Source organism: Providencia sp. TYF-12 (assembly GCF_041344805.1).
Taxonomy (GTDB): Bacteria; Pseudomonadota; Gammaproteobacteria; order Enterobacterales; family Enterobacteriaceae; genus Providencia; species Providencia huashanensis.
The window spans coordinates 2,514,892-2,529,081 of record NZ_CP166833.1 but is presented as its reverse complement, the minus strand read 5'-3'; the positions used below and the strand labels follow the sequence as shown (position 1 = coordinate 2,529,081).

Genomic DNA, 14,190 nt, shown 5'->3' with positions numbered 1-14,190 from the left:
ACATTGATGCAGCATAGAAGTAAAATAGGGAAAGTAAATGAAGTACATTTTTGAGCAAGTAACGGTTTTTTCATCTAAAAAAATGGATGGCAATGCTTTGGCTGTTGTTGTAGGGGCTGACGATTTAACAGAAGAGCAAATGAATAAATTTGCAAAATGGACTAACTTAAGTGAAACCGTCTTTTTATTAAAACCAACAACACCTAAAGCGGATTACCGTGTGAGGATTTATACCACGGAAGGTGAACTCCCTTTTGCTGGGCACCCAACTTTAGGCAGTTGTTTTGTATGGCAGCAAACTTATGGTCGACCGCTAGACACCATAGTCCAAGAGTGCGGAGTGGGCTTAGTAACAATAAAACGAATAAATGGTAAGCTGGCATTTATGGCGCCACCACTAATTCGTGGTGGTGAAATAGAACAACAAGAAAAAAATAAAATTTTTAAAGCACTTGGGCTTACAGATGATGATGTCGTTGGCTGCAAGTGGCTCGATAATGGCCCTGGTTGGCTTGGTATTGAACTTAAATCTGTTGAAAAACTATTGCACATTGAACCTGACTATTCCCAATTAAAGGGATATGACATTGGATTATGTGCCATTTGCCCTGAAGGTCATGATAAACAATTAGAGGTTAGGGCATTTTGTTGTTCCATTGCCGAAGAAGACCCTGTGACGGGAAGTTTTAATGCGGTGGCTGCACAGTGGTTAATCCCTCAGGGGAAATTACCGCAACAATATACTGCTGGTCAAGGTCAGTGCATTGGGCGCAATGGGTTAATTTATGTAACCGCTGATGATGAAGGGATCTGGGTTGCCGGTGATGTTGTTAACTGTATTAGCGGGACAGTAGAACTGGATTAAGAATGCATCATAAGGTGACTGACTTTGGTCAATCACCTTATGATGTTAAATCGATTACACGCGAATAAAACGTGTCACGAAAGCGATAATAATAAGTAATGCAGAGATCATCAGTAATGAGGTGGCTAATGATAGATGAAAGGCAACAAAACCGATTGCGGCAGGGCCTGCAAGAATACCTAAATAACCTAAGGTTGAAATTGCCGGGACAGCTAGTGATTCAGGCATAGTTTTTTGTTTCCCAGCAGCGGAAAACATGACAGGAACAATATTGGATGAACCAGCACCGACTAAAGCAAAGCCGATGATCGCCAATGTTAAAGACGGTGATAAAACGGCAATAACAAAACCAGAGCAAGCAATCAAAGCCCCTAAAAAAACCACACGTGCAGAACCTACTCGCATAACAATCTTGTCGCCGAATAACCGGCCAATAGTCATCATGGTTGCGAAGGCTGCAAAACCAAGTCCCCCTAGGGTTTCTTTTAAACCGTGATGCTCAATAAGAAACACGGCTCCCCAGTCTAATACTGCACCTTCAGAAAGAAAAACGGCAAAGCAAACAATCCCGATGATGAGCACAATCCCTTTAGGGACCGCAATGAGTGGCCCTGACGGCGCATTGGCATAAGGGAGCAGACCGTTATAGCAAACCATGAGTAAAATGAATGCAATTACAGAGATAATAACTGATGCAAGCACTGCTGAAGCGCCGAGGAGTAATATTAGGCTCATCGTACCGGCCCCCGCAATACCACCAATACTATAAAACCCATGAAATCCTGACATGATGGGTTTATCGGATGATTTTTCGACGATCACGGCTTGTACATTCATGGCACAATCTGTTAAACCGATAAAAATACCAAACAGTAATAAGCCGATTACTAACAAATTAATTTGCGATATGAAAGATAAAATAGGGAAGAGTAAACAAAATGCAATTGTTGAAAAAACCATTAATCGCCGACAACCATATTTTGCAGCCAGAGCGCCAGTCATTGGCATGGCAACGAGAGCACCACCCCCAAAGCAGAGCAGTAACATACCAAGGGTGGCATCATTTGCTGCCGTGTTAATCTTAATATAAGGCACTATAGCGGCCCACGCAGCGGTTACAAAACCTGCAATAAAAAAGATAATTCGTGTAGAAACTTGTTCTTTTTTGGCTGGCGCAGCGTGAATATTAACGTTTAATTGTTGGGTAGAGTGCATTTTTAATTACTTTACAATAAGATAAATAAAATTAACCATTATTTAAAATAGCGAGAATTTGCTCGTGGAGAATAGAGCAATCAAAGACAATAATGGCTCTTTTGCCATCAAAGTACTTGCCTTTAAGTGTACATCAGTAGGTTTAATCATAGGGACTAATGAAACAATATCATAAGGTTCTAGTGCGAATTTAACGCAAAAATAAATTTTTTTGTGGTTAGTGTCATCACTGAATAATATTCTCAGGTATTATGAGTCAATAAGACTAGTTAGGTCAGTATGAACAATAATTAGGCGGGAAAAACTATTTTGGGAACTCTGGATAGAAGATAGCTTGCTTAATCAGTGGCTAGACTTTTATTGTTATTTATCATTTTTTCTAAATTCATATCTTTATTAAGGCATTTTTAGCACCTAATTTACAGGATGGTTTAATATAATCACCTGACTAAAATTTATTTGGGCATATTATGAAGCTAAAAATTGTTGCTTTCTTGTTTTCTATTTACAGCTTAAATGCATTTGCACAGGGAGATAACTGGCAAATGCAAACTTTACTCCATGAAGGAAAAAAAGTTGATTATTACGTTATTAAGCAACAAGCACTAAACTCAAATGATTTGTTAGTATTATTGCAAGGGTCTGATTGCATAAGCGTGACAAACAACCCTAATATGGTAAAAAATTTTGCTATCGCATTCCCTAAGAATGATATTTTATTAGTTGAAAAAACAGGCTTGACTCGGCAAGTTGGTATTGATGGAAACCCAGTTTCGGAAGAAAATTGCCCCGTTGAATATATGTCCCAAGATTCCCCTTTAGAAAGGGCGGATAATTATATTGCGGTGTTACAGCAGCTAAAAAATGATTACCGGAATATTATTTTATTAGGAGGGAGCGAGGGGGCAACAGTCACTAATTTGATTGCGTCTAAAGTAGATTTTATAACTGCCTCCGTCGCTATTAACGTTGGAGGGCAATTTTTTATTAATGACGTTTTATACAGTATTAAGAATAATACCCCTGCCGACGAAGTCGATAATTCCATTGAGGGTTTTAAACAGTTTGCAGAAGCCGTCAAACAAAAGCAATTAAGAAAAGACCAGTTCGTGAGTGGTCATGGAGCCATGTGGTGGTATGAAATGTTAACCATTGATAATTTAAAATTAATTCAATCGATAAAAACGCCGCACTTAGTTATCCAAACTATGGCCGACACCAACGTTGATGCTTATGCTACGGAAAAAATGATACAAAAAAACCATAATACCAATGTGAGCTTTAAGCAATATCAAGGGTTAGACCATTTTTTCCAAGATAATAAAGGGCAATTACATACCAAGGAAATTATTAGGGATATTCAGAGTTGGTACCAAACAATCAATAACTAATCTTTTCCTATGATGAATAGTTACACCTTAATTTTTAAAGTGTAACTATTAGATTACTCAGCAATAAAACTGTAGTAATTGAATATAGGTTCGAAACCTAATTTCTTATAAATAGATAGCCCATCTGATGATGCTTCGAGTACACATTGCTCTATACCTTGCTGATGACAGAAGAAAAGAGCATGTTTAATTAATTGAGTCGCTAGCCCTTTGCCTTGGTATTGAACATCAGTTCCAATATCATCAAGGCGAGCAGTTTTTTCATTTATAGTTAAGGTTAGAGTAGAAACGGGTTGTTGCTTATCAAATAAGACGAAATGCATCATATTTGTATTTTTATCCATAGCTCTTTGGTGATAACGAATGTATTCGTTAATGACGGTTGAATCGTTTTCCTCTCCTTCAGCTTCAATTGGGAAAGCTGTAATTAAAGGTTGTGCCCAATTAGTTAATTGTTCATTACAGGTTTCAATTCGGTAATCTGCGGCAAGCGGTAGTGCTATAGAATATTGAGATAATGATGCTTGAGGAAGAAACATGGCCGTTGATTCACCATCAGCAATTAAACTTAATTTGGCAATTTCAGATTTGACTTGATGAAGTGCTTGTTCATGAACGACTAGTACATAAGGCTTAGAGCGTTGCTTAAATAAATGTCGTGCATTTTCAAAGCCTGTAATAGTTGCGTCTTTATGTAAATAAATAAAATTAAAAACAGGCAGAGGAAGCTCAGAAAAATAAGCGATGACATGGTCGTCAATATGAGCGGTTTCTAAGCAAATTGCTGACCAAAAATGATTTTCTTGTTGGTAAAATAAACCTTCTTTGTTATTCATTGTAGACCCTGTGATTTATTACGGCTAGTTGCTTTTGGGTTACATTGTATATAATACAATTCAATCGCTATAGTGCTTGAGCCTCTGACAGCACGATTGGAACCATTGCATTTACTGATGGATTTAAAAATTGGTTTTTATGATAAGGTATTTCACTGACAATATAAGGAGAATAATATGAAGAGTGCAGCACCAGAGACCATCACGTTTTTTGAACGTTTACTGCCATTAGTCGTATCAGGAGAAAAAGTTATCACTATTCGTGATAAAAGCGAAAGCCATTATGTGCCAGGTAGTTTTGTTAAAGTATATGCATTAGAAACAAATAAATACTATACGGATATTGAAATTCTTTCGGTACAGCCTATCTCTTACGATGATATTTCTGAATACCATGCTCAGCAAGAAGCGATGACATTAGATACATTGAAAAAACTGATTAGAGAAATTTACCCAACAGAGCAATCTTTGTATGTTATTAGTTATAGGCTAATAAAATAGAGTTATTAATTATGAGTTAGAGTTGCTTACTATTTTAATCAAAAGCCTCTTTTGGTTGTAGCGAATACCATAGGCCATTTGCAAAAGAAATTTTTGTGATTTCTGCTGCCTCTGTTAGCTGGAGGAAGGGCATCGTTATAGGTAAAATGTTCACTAATAAATGTTAGCCCACTATTACATAGTGAGCTGGGTGAGGCTCATATAAAGTATCTTTGGTGTTTTAAAATAAACTGCTTTAATGAGGTTGGGGGCTTACCAGTGATGGTTTGAAAATTATCAAAAACAATACCTGTGCGATCTAACTTACCATTTGTAAAATCTACATAATGGTCATAGATACTTTTCATATAGGCAAGCTCTAGATTGTTATTTAGGGCATGTTGCCAAAATTCATCTGGGTTTTCTGCTTGATACTGAAAAGTTATACCTAATTGTTCTGTAATGAGTTCAGCAATCTGAGTGTAATTTTTATTTTCGTAACCAAGACGATAAATATGACCAGTATGTTTTTCAGGAGCAAGTAAACAATGTGCAGCTAATTCGGCAACATCTGCGCAATCAACCCAACTTAATACAGCATGGCCAAAATAAGAACGTAATATCCCTTTTTGTAAGTTATTATCCCCTTGGTATCCTAATAGATTTTGCATATAAGATTCAGGGCGAAGATGAGTATATTGCATTCCAGACCATTCAATATAACGCTCGATTAACTGATGCCAAGCCCAATGAGCAACTTGCGCATTATCATCGCCACAAGCACCTAAATGAACGATATATTTAACCCCTGATTTTTTTGCCGTATCAATAAAAATTTTACTTTGTACAAGCATATCAATGGTATAGCCAGTCATCATGAAAACAGAATCAATACCCTGCAAAGCATTTTCAATGGTTTCAGGCTTATCGTAATCCATGACAACGGTACGATAGCTGGTGTTAGTTATTTTGTTTGGAACCCTAATAGCTAAAACGACATCTTGGTATCCTTTTTCATGTAATGACTGGGTCAAATAACTACCGACTTGACCCGTAGCACCGGTGATGAGGATAGTATTTTTCATAAATATTCCTGATTAAATAAATTAAAGTGTTTTACTCATAATATATTCAAGTGTTTGCTGAGTTTTACTTTTGAATAACACTTCCTTCAGGATGTGTAATCCATTTGACTGATAAAGTTTGATGGCTCTCGCGTTGCTAGCCAAAACATCTAACCATAATGCTGTGCTGCCAGATTGTTTGGCAATATTTTCAATTAATCTGAAAACGATCATTCCATAACCTTTACCTGTGACGTCGGGTGAGAAATAGAGTTTGTTGAGTAATGTTCCAGTTATTGAGGATTCAGGTATGGAAGATTGGTGAGTTAACTTAACTAACCCGATTGGAGAACTATGTTCTATTAGGTACCATTCAATATTTTGTTGGTTGATATCATTAATAATTTTAACTGGGCTATATTCTTGGTCTAAATAATCTAATAGCTCATCTTGATTATTCCATAAAGCAGCAAAATGGTGGCAATAGCTGTTGATACCTATATCACTAAGTATTGATGCATCTTGTTCAGTGGCTTTTCTCAGTGTAATAGAAACTTGAGTCATAAATATTATCTCCTGTATATCATCAGTTTATAGCAATATGCAGTGAGATAGCTACAGAGGTGAGGGGGAAGAGCATTTTTGGATATAAAGGATTATGCAAGCAAGATAAAAGGGCAGATAAGCCCTTTTGCACAAAGTAGGTTATTTAATTTTTTGGCTAATATCTGAATAAGCAAATAAGGCTTGAGCACCGCCAGTATGTATAAATAATACGGGGGTATTTTCGGTTGACGTTTCTAAGTAATGAATTAACCCAGCCATTGCCTTACCCGTATAAACGGGGTCTAACAAAATACCTTCTTGTTGAGCTAACAGTCTAATTGCCTCTAACCCTTGGCAATTTGGCATTCCATACATAGGCGCAAAAAAATCATCCCATAATTGGATTTCTGGTGTTTGAGTAAGCGCAAACATTTGCGCTAGCTCATTTTGTAGCTTCTCTACTTTAGGGGATTGGTCTTGTTGCTTTCTTGAAACGGTGACACCGATAACCTGGCTTTGAGATAATAATTCTTGTATCCCGATAGCGAGGCCAGCGTGGGTTCCCGCACTACCGGAAGCGACGATAATTTTATCGAATTCAATATGTTTTGGCTTTTGTTGCGCGATTTCAATAGCACATTGAATATACCCTAATGCACCTAATGCATTTGAACCGCCTACTGGAACAATATAGGTGTCTTTAAGCGCTAATGTTTCAATTAACGTTTCCATCTGTGACTGTGGGTCAGTTAATTCATCACACATGACGCAACGGGCGCCAAATAGATCAGTTAGTAATTTATTCCCATTATGCAGAAAATTAGGGTTATCACTTTGAATTGGGTTCTCTAATAATGCGACACACTCAAGACCGTACATTGCAGCAACAGCCGCGGTTTGCCTAACATGATTCGATTGTATCGCCCCTGCAGTTATGATGACTTTAGCCTTTTTTGCAAGGGCATCTGCCATCAAATATTCAAGCTTACGTAATTTATTACCTCCCATCGCTAAGGGGGTCATATCATCTCGCTTAATATAAATTTCACGATGAAATTTACGCGATAAATTGTTAAGCCGGTTAAGCGGAGTTGGTGCGTTGAGTAAATCTATTTTTGCATATTGGCTTAATTGTTGTTGAAGAGACATTTAAACTCCCAATAAATTAATAAGAGAAACCAAGGTAAAGGTAAATGGCGAGCACAATGCTGGCAGTGACTAATGCATATGGCATTTGAGTGCGGATATGCTCAATATGTTCACAGTCTGTTGCCATCGAAGCAACAATTGCATCGGCAGAAATTGGTGATGTCATATCACCAAAAATAGAGCCTGAAATTGCAGCGCCAATCATATACTCAACAGGCATTCCTACGGATAAACCTAATTGAACCCCAATGGGGATCATAATGGCAAATGTTCCCCAAGATGTTCCTGTCGCTAACGACATGATGGCACTGATAATAAAGATAAAACCAATAGAGAAACCTGGCGCCATAACGCCATGAGTGACTTCGGCAATATAGGCGCCAGTATTTAATTCAGCGGAAACATTCCCCATTAAGAACGCTAAGATCATAATAGAACTAATTTTCAGCATATTGGCATAGCCGATAAAGAGCTCTTTAAAGAAATCATCAATAGTTAGTAAGCGACGGCCAATAAACCAGCAGAAAGACACTGCTGTTCCAAACATAACTCCCCAATATACAGATGTTGAACCACTTCCTTTACTAAAGTCTCCATCTCCTGTGATATAAAGCGCAATAGGTACCATAAGCACAGTAGATAAAATGGGGATAAAAAAGTTTAATGAAGAATGTGCGTTTGGGTGATCAATAATTTCATCTTCGTCATTTTGCCCTTGGTGCTGAGAGATATTCCCTGAGGCAAAATCTTGTTGATATTTATCTTCTGCTTTTTTCATGGGGCCCCATGAAATATTAGTAAATACATAGAACAAGATTGTGATAATGGATAACCATGCCATCAAGTTATAACCAATAGAGGTAATTAAAATATCAAAAGGTTCGCCACTAATTAGGCCTTGAGATATTTGCACACCGATTAACCCCATAATGACTGCACCCCAGCCATTAATTATGGCTGATGAACACACCGAAACACAGGCTGTTTGAATGATGTAGGACATTTTTTCGGGAGCAACACCATACTGCCTTGCTAAATTTTTAGTCGATGCTCCGGCGACGAGTTGGTTTATTGAACTTTCTATAAAGATAAGAGATGTGATGATTATCGCTAACAGTTGTGTGGCTGTACGGTTTTTAATTAATTTAGTTTTATTGGTGAGTAATTGAACTAGGGCACGAACACCACCAGTGACAACTACCAAGCGCATGATACCGCCTATCATTACCATAAAGACAATGGTGCGAGTATTACCTGCGGATGAAAAAGTATGAATAATCCCATCGACAGTGCCTTGAACACCTAAAAGTAGATTGTGGTCATGAATAACTGTAAAACCGACTAAAATCCCCAACATTAATGAAAGCATTACCTGGCGAGTTAATATAGCCAGAATAATGGTCACAATGGGAGTTATAATTGTCCAAATACCATAGTCCTGCATGTGTTTACCTGTGATCCTTTATAAAATAAAAATGTTATAACTTTATAATTATCGAAAAATCATAGCATTAATAACAACAGGGTAGAATAATTTTATGCAGTTTGAAAAACGTGGGGAACAGTAACCAATGAAAAGCAGCCATATTGAATTTATGGCTGCTTGGTGAGTAATAAACAATTATTGTAATGATAGCCATTCTTGGGCTGTAATTCGGCTAATATTTTCTGTTTTAGTTTCTGCAATGAGCTCAATATACTGTGGGGCGAGGGTTGAATGATATTTGAACCCACATTTCTCTTGGGCTATTTTAGATTGTTGATTGCCTTGAAAATACCCGCACCATAAATTATCTAATTTCAAGTCAACAAAGGCATGGCGCATGATTTCAGACATTGCTTCTGGGATCAAACCTTTTCCCCAAAATGGTACACCAATCCAATAACTCACTTCTGCATCATTATCACCAATCGGGAAATTACTTTCGTGGTTAAAGGATAGGCCAATTAAACCGATAGCTCGATTATCATTTTTTAGCGTAACAGCATAGATCTCTTCACGCATAAAAATATTTTTTATAATTATTCGACTTTCTTCTTCATTTTGATGAGGGGGCCAACCAGCTATTGGGCCAATTCGTTTATCTTTTGCATAAAAATATAAATCACTTGCATCTGTTTCTTGCCAAGGGCGCAAAACTAACCTGTTGGTATTAAGTATCATCCTAAAGCTCCTTATCATGCTTATTTGATATTGGAGGCTATTTTAGGTATTTATGAAAAACATAAAAGGGCAATACATCTCCAATTTGGGTACAAATGACAACTCATTTGCTATGATTTAAACAAATCGAAGGTGAAAGAGGAAAAAGATGCTTCGTATAAAAAAACATCAAATTGAATTATTGGATGTGATTTGTTTGGGTAATACGAATATGGATGAAATGCAATTGACCCCAATAAGGCCATCTTATGTCACTGTATGTATATGCAGGCAAGGGGCAGCGGTATTTAATATTAACTTCAAACATTACACTGTTGGCAAAAGTGATATCATGGTGTTATATGATGATACTTTTGCGATGTTAAAGGCTAAATCACGCAATTTTCAGATTGAGTATCTATTGATTGAGAAAAAATTTGCAACTGAAATCGCTTATTCATTGCCAAACCAATTGTTTTCATTTTTTAATGAATATCCGATTATTACTATCCCAGCTGGGAAAAAAATAGTACTTGAAAGCTGGCGGCATATTTTATTTGAAATCGTATCAAGCCGTGGCGAATATTGGCAATTGCAATTAAAAAATCACCTACAAAATCTATTTTTAGAGATTAGCAATGGGGCTCAAAATAAACTAAATAAACCGATGGAAAGAAGCCGACAAGAACAGTTGTGTTGGCGCTTTTGGGATTTAATTACGACTCATTGCAAACAACATAAAGAGGTGAAGTTTTATGCGAATGAATTAGCAATTACCCCTTTTTATTTATCGAAAATCAGCCAAGCCTTTTTTAATGACCCACCTAAGGCATTGATTGATAGACAAGTTACTCTAGAAATCAAAGCATTATTAGAGGTTGGTGAATTATCTATTAAGCAAATAGCGAGTGAATTAAACTTCGAGGATACGTCCTATTTATGCCGTTATTTTAAACGCCATACGGGTATGACGTTAACAAGGTTTAAAAACGCATTACATAAAAAAGACAAGGTTGCTGAATAGAGGATTCAGGATTCAATTTTAGTTGAATATTTTTTTATAAACTCAATAAAACAGCGTAATCGAGGGGAAACGGTTTGGTTGCGATAATACACGGCATTAATGGGTTGCCGAGTCACCACAGTTTTACTTTCTAAAATTTGTAATAATTGCCCACTTTCAAGCGCATCCGCCGTAACAAAATCTGCTGAACATAAAATACCGGCCCCTTGAACAGCGAGGTGAAATAGGACCTCGCCACTTGCAGCTGCAATATTAGGCGTAACTTTCAACAATTTTTCATCGTTGGTTTTTATCGGCCATACATTCAAGGTATCAGGCTGTGTAAAGCCTAATATGCAGTGTTTATTTAGTTCATCAATATTTTGTGGTACGCCATATTGCTTTAAATAAGATGGGCTTGCGACTAACCGTTTTTGGCTATACCCAAGTAAGGTGGCGTTAAGGGAAGAGTCTTTAAGCGTACCAATACGGAAGGCAACATCAATCCGTTTTTCTAATAAATTTGTTATCCCTTCATAATTATGGATTTCAAGTTCAACTTGTGGGTAATGCTGATAAAACAAAGGGACTAATGGTGCAATAACATGAGTGAGAAACGGGGTTGATGCATCAATGCGTAATACGCCAGAGGGAATAGATTGGCGGGCAGATAGCATTTCTTCCGCTTCTTGAGTGAGGTTAACAATTTCTCGCGCTTTTCGCAAAAATGCAGCACCTTCATCACTGAGTTTTATTGAGCGTGTTGTGCGATATATTAAGGTGGTGTCCACTTTTTCTTCAAGCCTAAGTAATAGACGACTTGCAGTTGAGACAGTGACGTTTAACTGCTCAGCAGCAGCGGTAATTGAGCCACAATCGACAACACTAATAAAGGTTTGCAGTTCTTCAAATGTTATTTTCATTATTGCATTTCCGGCAAAAGTCATTTCCACCTTAACGCCTTTTTCATTGTGTTTCAATATGAAAGAATTCGGGTTATTAATCAGCACTCATAATGTATTTTAATAAGGGTTTTGAATGAGAATAAACACAGCATTATTGGCTTTGGCGATAGGTGCGTTTGCTATTGGAGCAACAGAGTTTTCACCGATGGGAATGTTATCTTATATCGCGCAAAATATTCAGGTAGACATACCATCAGTAGGTTCTATTGTAGTGATATATGCATTAGGGGTGATGATTGGTGCGCCAATCATGACATTACTTTTAGCAAATAGACGACCGAAAATGGCTTTAATATTTTTAATGTCAATATTCACTATAGGGAATCTATTATCTGCCATGTCACCTGATTTAGTGACACTGTCACTTTCTCGTTTTATTACCAGCTTAAATCATGGCGCATTTTTTGGGTTAGGCGCAATGGTGGCCGCTAGTGTAGTACCAACGGGTAAACAAGCCAGTGCAATAGCAGCGATGTTTATGGGGCTAACAATAGCGAATATTGGTGGTGTACCATTAATGACTAAATTAACTCAAATGATAGGCTGGCGTCAGGCATTTTATTTGATTTCTGCTTTAGGTATATTGACGATTATTAGCTTGGTTTTGGCATTACCTAGCCATTTGACGGGTAAAAAAGTGAATGTGAAAAGCGAATTAGCTATTCTGCGACGACCTCAGGTATTGCTAGGGATGCTTTCAACAGCATTAGGTGCCAGTGCGATGTTTACACTTTATACCTATATAACCCCAATGTTAATGGAATTTATCCAAGCTTCAGATCAAATGATCACCATAATGTTAGTAATTATTGGTATTGGCTTTACCATTGGTAATTATATTGGAGGGCTGTTTGCTGATAAATCATTGTTTGGTACCTTAATTGTATTTTTTATTATGTTAGCGTCCAGTATGGCTATATTTCCATTTATCGCGGTAAATTCAATCGGGGCTGGTGCTGGTTTATTATTTTGGAGTATTTTTAGTTTTGGTATTGTACCACCAATCCAAATGCTTGTTATGAATGCTGCGACGGGGGCACAAGCTTTAGCTTCTTCTGTTAACATTGGGGCTTTTAATTTAGGTAATGCGATTGGAGCCGCTATTGGGGGAGTTATATTATCTCATGGTTATAGCTATTCAATGATTAGCTTTATTGGGGCGTTAATTGCTGTTTTAGGCATCAGTGTTATTCTGGTTATTTCTCGCAGAAATGCTAATACAAAACTCGTAACGGAAGTGGCGTGTAGTTAGCCAGTAGCGATTGAATAATTAAAAAGCAAGGTTCGGAGTTTCTGTGCTAGCCCAATGTTGATAATTAACGCAATAATTCTAAAGTGGAATAGGGGTCATAGCGATGGTTAATATGTGGAAATCTCCAGAGCAACGTTGGCAAGCCGTAGTCGAACGTAATAAAAATGCAGATGGTCATTTTGTTTATGGTGTGAAAACATCATTAATTTATAACCATCCTTCTGCTGCGGGGCGTTTACCGAATAGAGATAATGTTGAGTTTTTCGATAATGAACAACAAGCCATTAAGCAAGGTTATCGTCCCGGTAAACGTCAGCGTACAGAAACGGCACAATTAAACCAATTTTATAAGGAAAAAATAGAAAAGGCCTGCCGTTACATTGAACAGCAAAATCGGCCGTTGACACTGACTGAACTTGCAGAATACGTTGGAATTAGCCGTTACCATTTTCATCGCTTATTTAAGGCGCACACAGGTTTAACGCCAAAAGCTTATGCAAACGGTCTGCGACACGAAAAATTACAAGGTCAACTTCAGCAACAAGAACGAATTACTGATGCTATCTATGATGCAGGATACCAATCAAACAGCCGCTTTTATGAAACGGCAATACAGCGGCTAGGAATGACCCCAAGCGCTTGGAAATCAGGAGGGGGTGGCAGCAAAATTTATTTTGCTCTCGCTGCTTGTTCATTAGGAACTGTATTGGTTGCTCAAAGCCCAATAGGTGTCTGTGCTATCTTACTGGGAGACGACCCTGAGCAGCTATTGAGAGACTTACAAGATAAGTTCCCTAAGCTGATCTTATCGGAGGTGATGATAAGTTTGAAAAAGTGATTGCGAAAGTTTTGGGGTTTATTGAAGCACCCGAAATTGGTTTTGACCTACCATTAGATATTAGAGGTACTGCATTTCAGCAACGGGTATGGCATGCATTACGTGATATACCCGCTGGTAAAACAGTAAGTTATAGTGAGATAGCAGAAAAAATAGGCCAACCTAAAGCGGTTAGGGCAGTTGCGAGTGCTTGTGCTGCAAATATATTAGCTGTAGCGATACCTTGCCACCGCGTGGTCAGAAATAATGGTGACCTTTCCGGTTACCGCTGGGGAATAGATCGTAAACAAGCACTATTGTTAAAAGAATCTCAACGTAAATGATTTAAATAATAAGTCATTTAGTATTGGTCATCTTTTATGATGAGTTAACTAAAGCTTAATGTGAGTCGATGGTGTAAAAGACGCCCCCAAAAAATTAATCAGTACTTTAAAATTAAAGTA

General features: G+C 37.6%; 13 protein-coding genes and 1 pseudogene. 6 read left to right on the top strand and 8 right to left on the bottom strand.

All coding sequences use genetic code 11. The features are described from left to right. Positions 1–37 precede the first annotated feature (37 nt). Positions 38–865 (top strand): PhzF family phenazine biosynthesis protein, encoded by an 828-nt coding sequence (locus ABE954_RS11430; protein WP_042843793.1) that lies wholly within the window; start codon positions 38–40, stop codon positions 863–865. A gap of 54 nt (positions 866–919) precedes the next feature. Here the strand turns inward: ABE954_RS11430 and ABE954_RS11425 are convergent, their stop codons facing one another. Beyond that, a complete protein-coding gene (locus ABE954_RS11425) occupies positions 920–2,080 on the bottom strand; it encodes an MFS transporter (protein ID WP_048607195.1) in 1,161 nt (386 codons plus the stop codon). A gap of 470 nt (positions 2,081–2,550) precedes the next feature. Here ABE954_RS11425 and ABE954_RS11420 point away from each other — a divergent pair, with 470 nt between their 5' ends. After that, positions 2,551–3,471 (top strand): S9 family peptidase, encoded by a 921-nt coding sequence (locus ABE954_RS11420; protein ID WP_166686525.1) that lies wholly within the window; start codon positions 2,551–2,553, stop codon positions 3,469–3,471. Between the two features lie 53 nt (positions 3,472–3,524). On the opposite strand, the gene ABE954_RS11415 is transcribed toward ABE954_RS11420, so the two are convergent. Then, positions 3,525–4,307: a GNAT family N-acetyltransferase gene (locus ABE954_RS11415; RefSeq protein ID WP_071548082.1), complete on the bottom strand. Its 783-nt coding sequence runs from the start codon at positions 4,305–4,307 to the stop codon at positions 3,525–3,527. A gap of 177 nt (positions 4,308–4,484) precedes the next feature. Here ABE954_RS11415 and yqfB point away from each other — a divergent pair, with 177 nt between their 5' ends. After that, the gene (yqfB, locus tag ABE954_RS11410) at positions 4,485–4,808 is read left to right on the top strand and encodes a N(4)-acetylcytidine aminohydrolase (RefSeq protein ID WP_042843790.1); all 324 of its coding nucleotides are present in this window, start codon (positions 4,485–4,487) and stop codon (positions 4,806–4,808) included. Between the two features lie 197 nt (positions 4,809–5,005). On the opposite strand, the gene ABE954_RS11405 is transcribed toward yqfB, so the two are convergent. The 5 genes from ABE954_RS11405 to ABE954_RS11385 form a co-directional block, all read right to left on the bottom strand. Continuing rightward, positions 5,006–5,872, bottom strand: coding sequence for an SDR family oxidoreductase (locus ABE954_RS11405; RefSeq protein WP_042843788.1), 867 nt, complete (start codon positions 5,870–5,872; stop codon positions 5,006–5,008). Positions 5,873–5,893: 21 nt separating this feature from the next. Then, a complete protein-coding gene (locus tag ABE954_RS11400) occupies positions 5,894–6,415 on the bottom strand; it encodes a GNAT family N-acetyltransferase (RefSeq protein WP_042843786.1) in 522 nt (173 codons plus the stop codon). A 141-nt stretch (positions 6,416–6,556) separates the two neighbouring features. Further along, on the bottom strand, positions 6,557–7,546 hold the full coding sequence (locus ABE954_RS11395) for a D-cysteine desulfhydrase (RefSeq protein ID WP_206226921.1): 990 nt from the start codon (positions 7,544–7,546) through the stop codon (positions 6,557–6,559). A gap of 16 nt (positions 7,547–7,562) precedes the next feature. Continuing rightward, the gene (locus ABE954_RS11390; protein WP_048607201.1) at positions 7,563–8,990 is read right to left on the bottom strand and encodes a Na+/H+ antiporter NhaC family protein; all 1,428 of its coding nucleotides are present in this window, start codon (positions 8,988–8,990) and stop codon (positions 7,563–7,565) included. Positions 8,991–9,167: 177 nt separating this feature from the next. Continuing rightward, positions 9,168–9,710: a GNAT family N-acetyltransferase gene (locus tag ABE954_RS11385; RefSeq protein WP_166686527.1), complete on the bottom strand. Its 543-nt coding sequence runs from the start codon at positions 9,708–9,710 to the stop codon at positions 9,168–9,170. Between the two features lie 148 nt (positions 9,711–9,858). Here ABE954_RS11385 and ABE954_RS11380 point away from each other — a divergent pair, with 148 nt between their 5' ends. Continuing rightward, positions 9,859–10,713, top strand: coding sequence for a helix-turn-helix domain-containing protein (locus ABE954_RS11380; protein ID WP_129465909.1), 855 nt, complete (start codon positions 9,859–9,861; stop codon positions 10,711–10,713). Between the two features lie 5 nt (positions 10,714–10,718). Here the strand turns inward: ABE954_RS11380 and ABE954_RS11375 are convergent, their stop codons facing one another. Next, positions 10,719–11,615, bottom strand: a complete 897-nt coding sequence (locus ABE954_RS11375) for a LysR family transcriptional regulator (protein ID WP_071548845.1) — start codon at positions 11,613–11,615, stop codon at positions 10,719–10,721. A 115-nt stretch (positions 11,616–11,730) separates the two neighbouring features. Between ABE954_RS11375 and ABE954_RS11370 the strand changes: the two genes are divergently transcribed. Further along, on the top strand, positions 11,731–12,909 hold the full coding sequence (locus tag ABE954_RS11370) for an MFS transporter (RefSeq protein WP_371025453.1): 1,179 nt from the start codon (positions 11,731–11,733) through the stop codon (positions 12,907–12,909). A gap of 103 nt (positions 12,910–13,012) precedes the next feature. Next, positions 13,013–14,070 (top strand): annotated as a pseudogene (gene ada / locus ABE954_RS11365) (bifunctional DNA-binding transcriptional regulator/O6-methylguanine-DNA methyltransferase Ada). The last annotated feature ends 120 nt before the right edge of the window (positions 14,071–14,190 follow it).

Coding starts and splice junctions, on each gene's coding strand:
- ABE954_RS11430 (WP_042843793.1), top strand. CDS start 38: ATGAAGTACATTTTTGAGCAAGTAACGGTTTTTTCATCTAAAAAAATG.
- ABE954_RS11425 (WP_048607195.1), bottom strand. CDS start 2,080: ATGCACTCTACCCAACAATTAAACGTTAATATTCACGCTGCGCCAGCC.
- ABE954_RS11420 (WP_166686525.1), top strand. CDS start 2,551: ATGAAGCTAAAAATTGTTGCTTTCTTGTTTTCTATTTACAGCTTAAAT.
- ABE954_RS11415 (WP_071548082.1), bottom strand. CDS start 4,307: ATGAATAACAAAGAAGGTTTATTTTACCAACAAGAAAATCATTTTTGG.
- yqfB (WP_042843790.1), top strand. CDS start 4,485: ATGAAGAGTGCAGCACCAGAGACCATCACGTTTTTTGAACGTTTACTG.
- ABE954_RS11405 (WP_042843788.1), bottom strand. CDS start 5,872: ATGAAAAATACTATCCTCATCACCGGTGCTACGGGTCAAGTCGGTAGT.
- ABE954_RS11400 (WP_042843786.1), bottom strand. CDS start 6,415: ATGACTCAAGTTTCTATTACACTGAGAAAAGCCACTGAACAAGATGCA.
- ABE954_RS11395 (WP_206226921.1), bottom strand. CDS start 7,546: ATGTCTCTTCAACAACAATTAAGCCAATATGCAAAAATAGATTTACTC.
- ABE954_RS11390 (WP_048607201.1), bottom strand. CDS start 8,990: ATGCAGGACTATGGTATTTGGACAATTATAACTCCCATTGTGACCATT.
- ABE954_RS11385 (WP_166686527.1), bottom strand. CDS start 9,710: ATGATACTTAATACCAACAGGTTAGTTTTGCGCCCTTGGCAAGAAACA.
- ABE954_RS11380 (WP_129465909.1), top strand. CDS start 9,859: ATGCTTCGTATAAAAAAACATCAAATTGAATTATTGGATGTGATTTGT.
- ABE954_RS11375 (WP_071548845.1), bottom strand. CDS start 11,615: ATGAAAATAACATTTGAAGAACTGCAAACCTTTATTAGTGTTGTCGAT.
- ABE954_RS11370 (WP_371025453.1), top strand. CDS start 11,731: ATGAGAATAAACACAGCATTATTGGCTTTGGCGATAGGTGCGTTTGCT.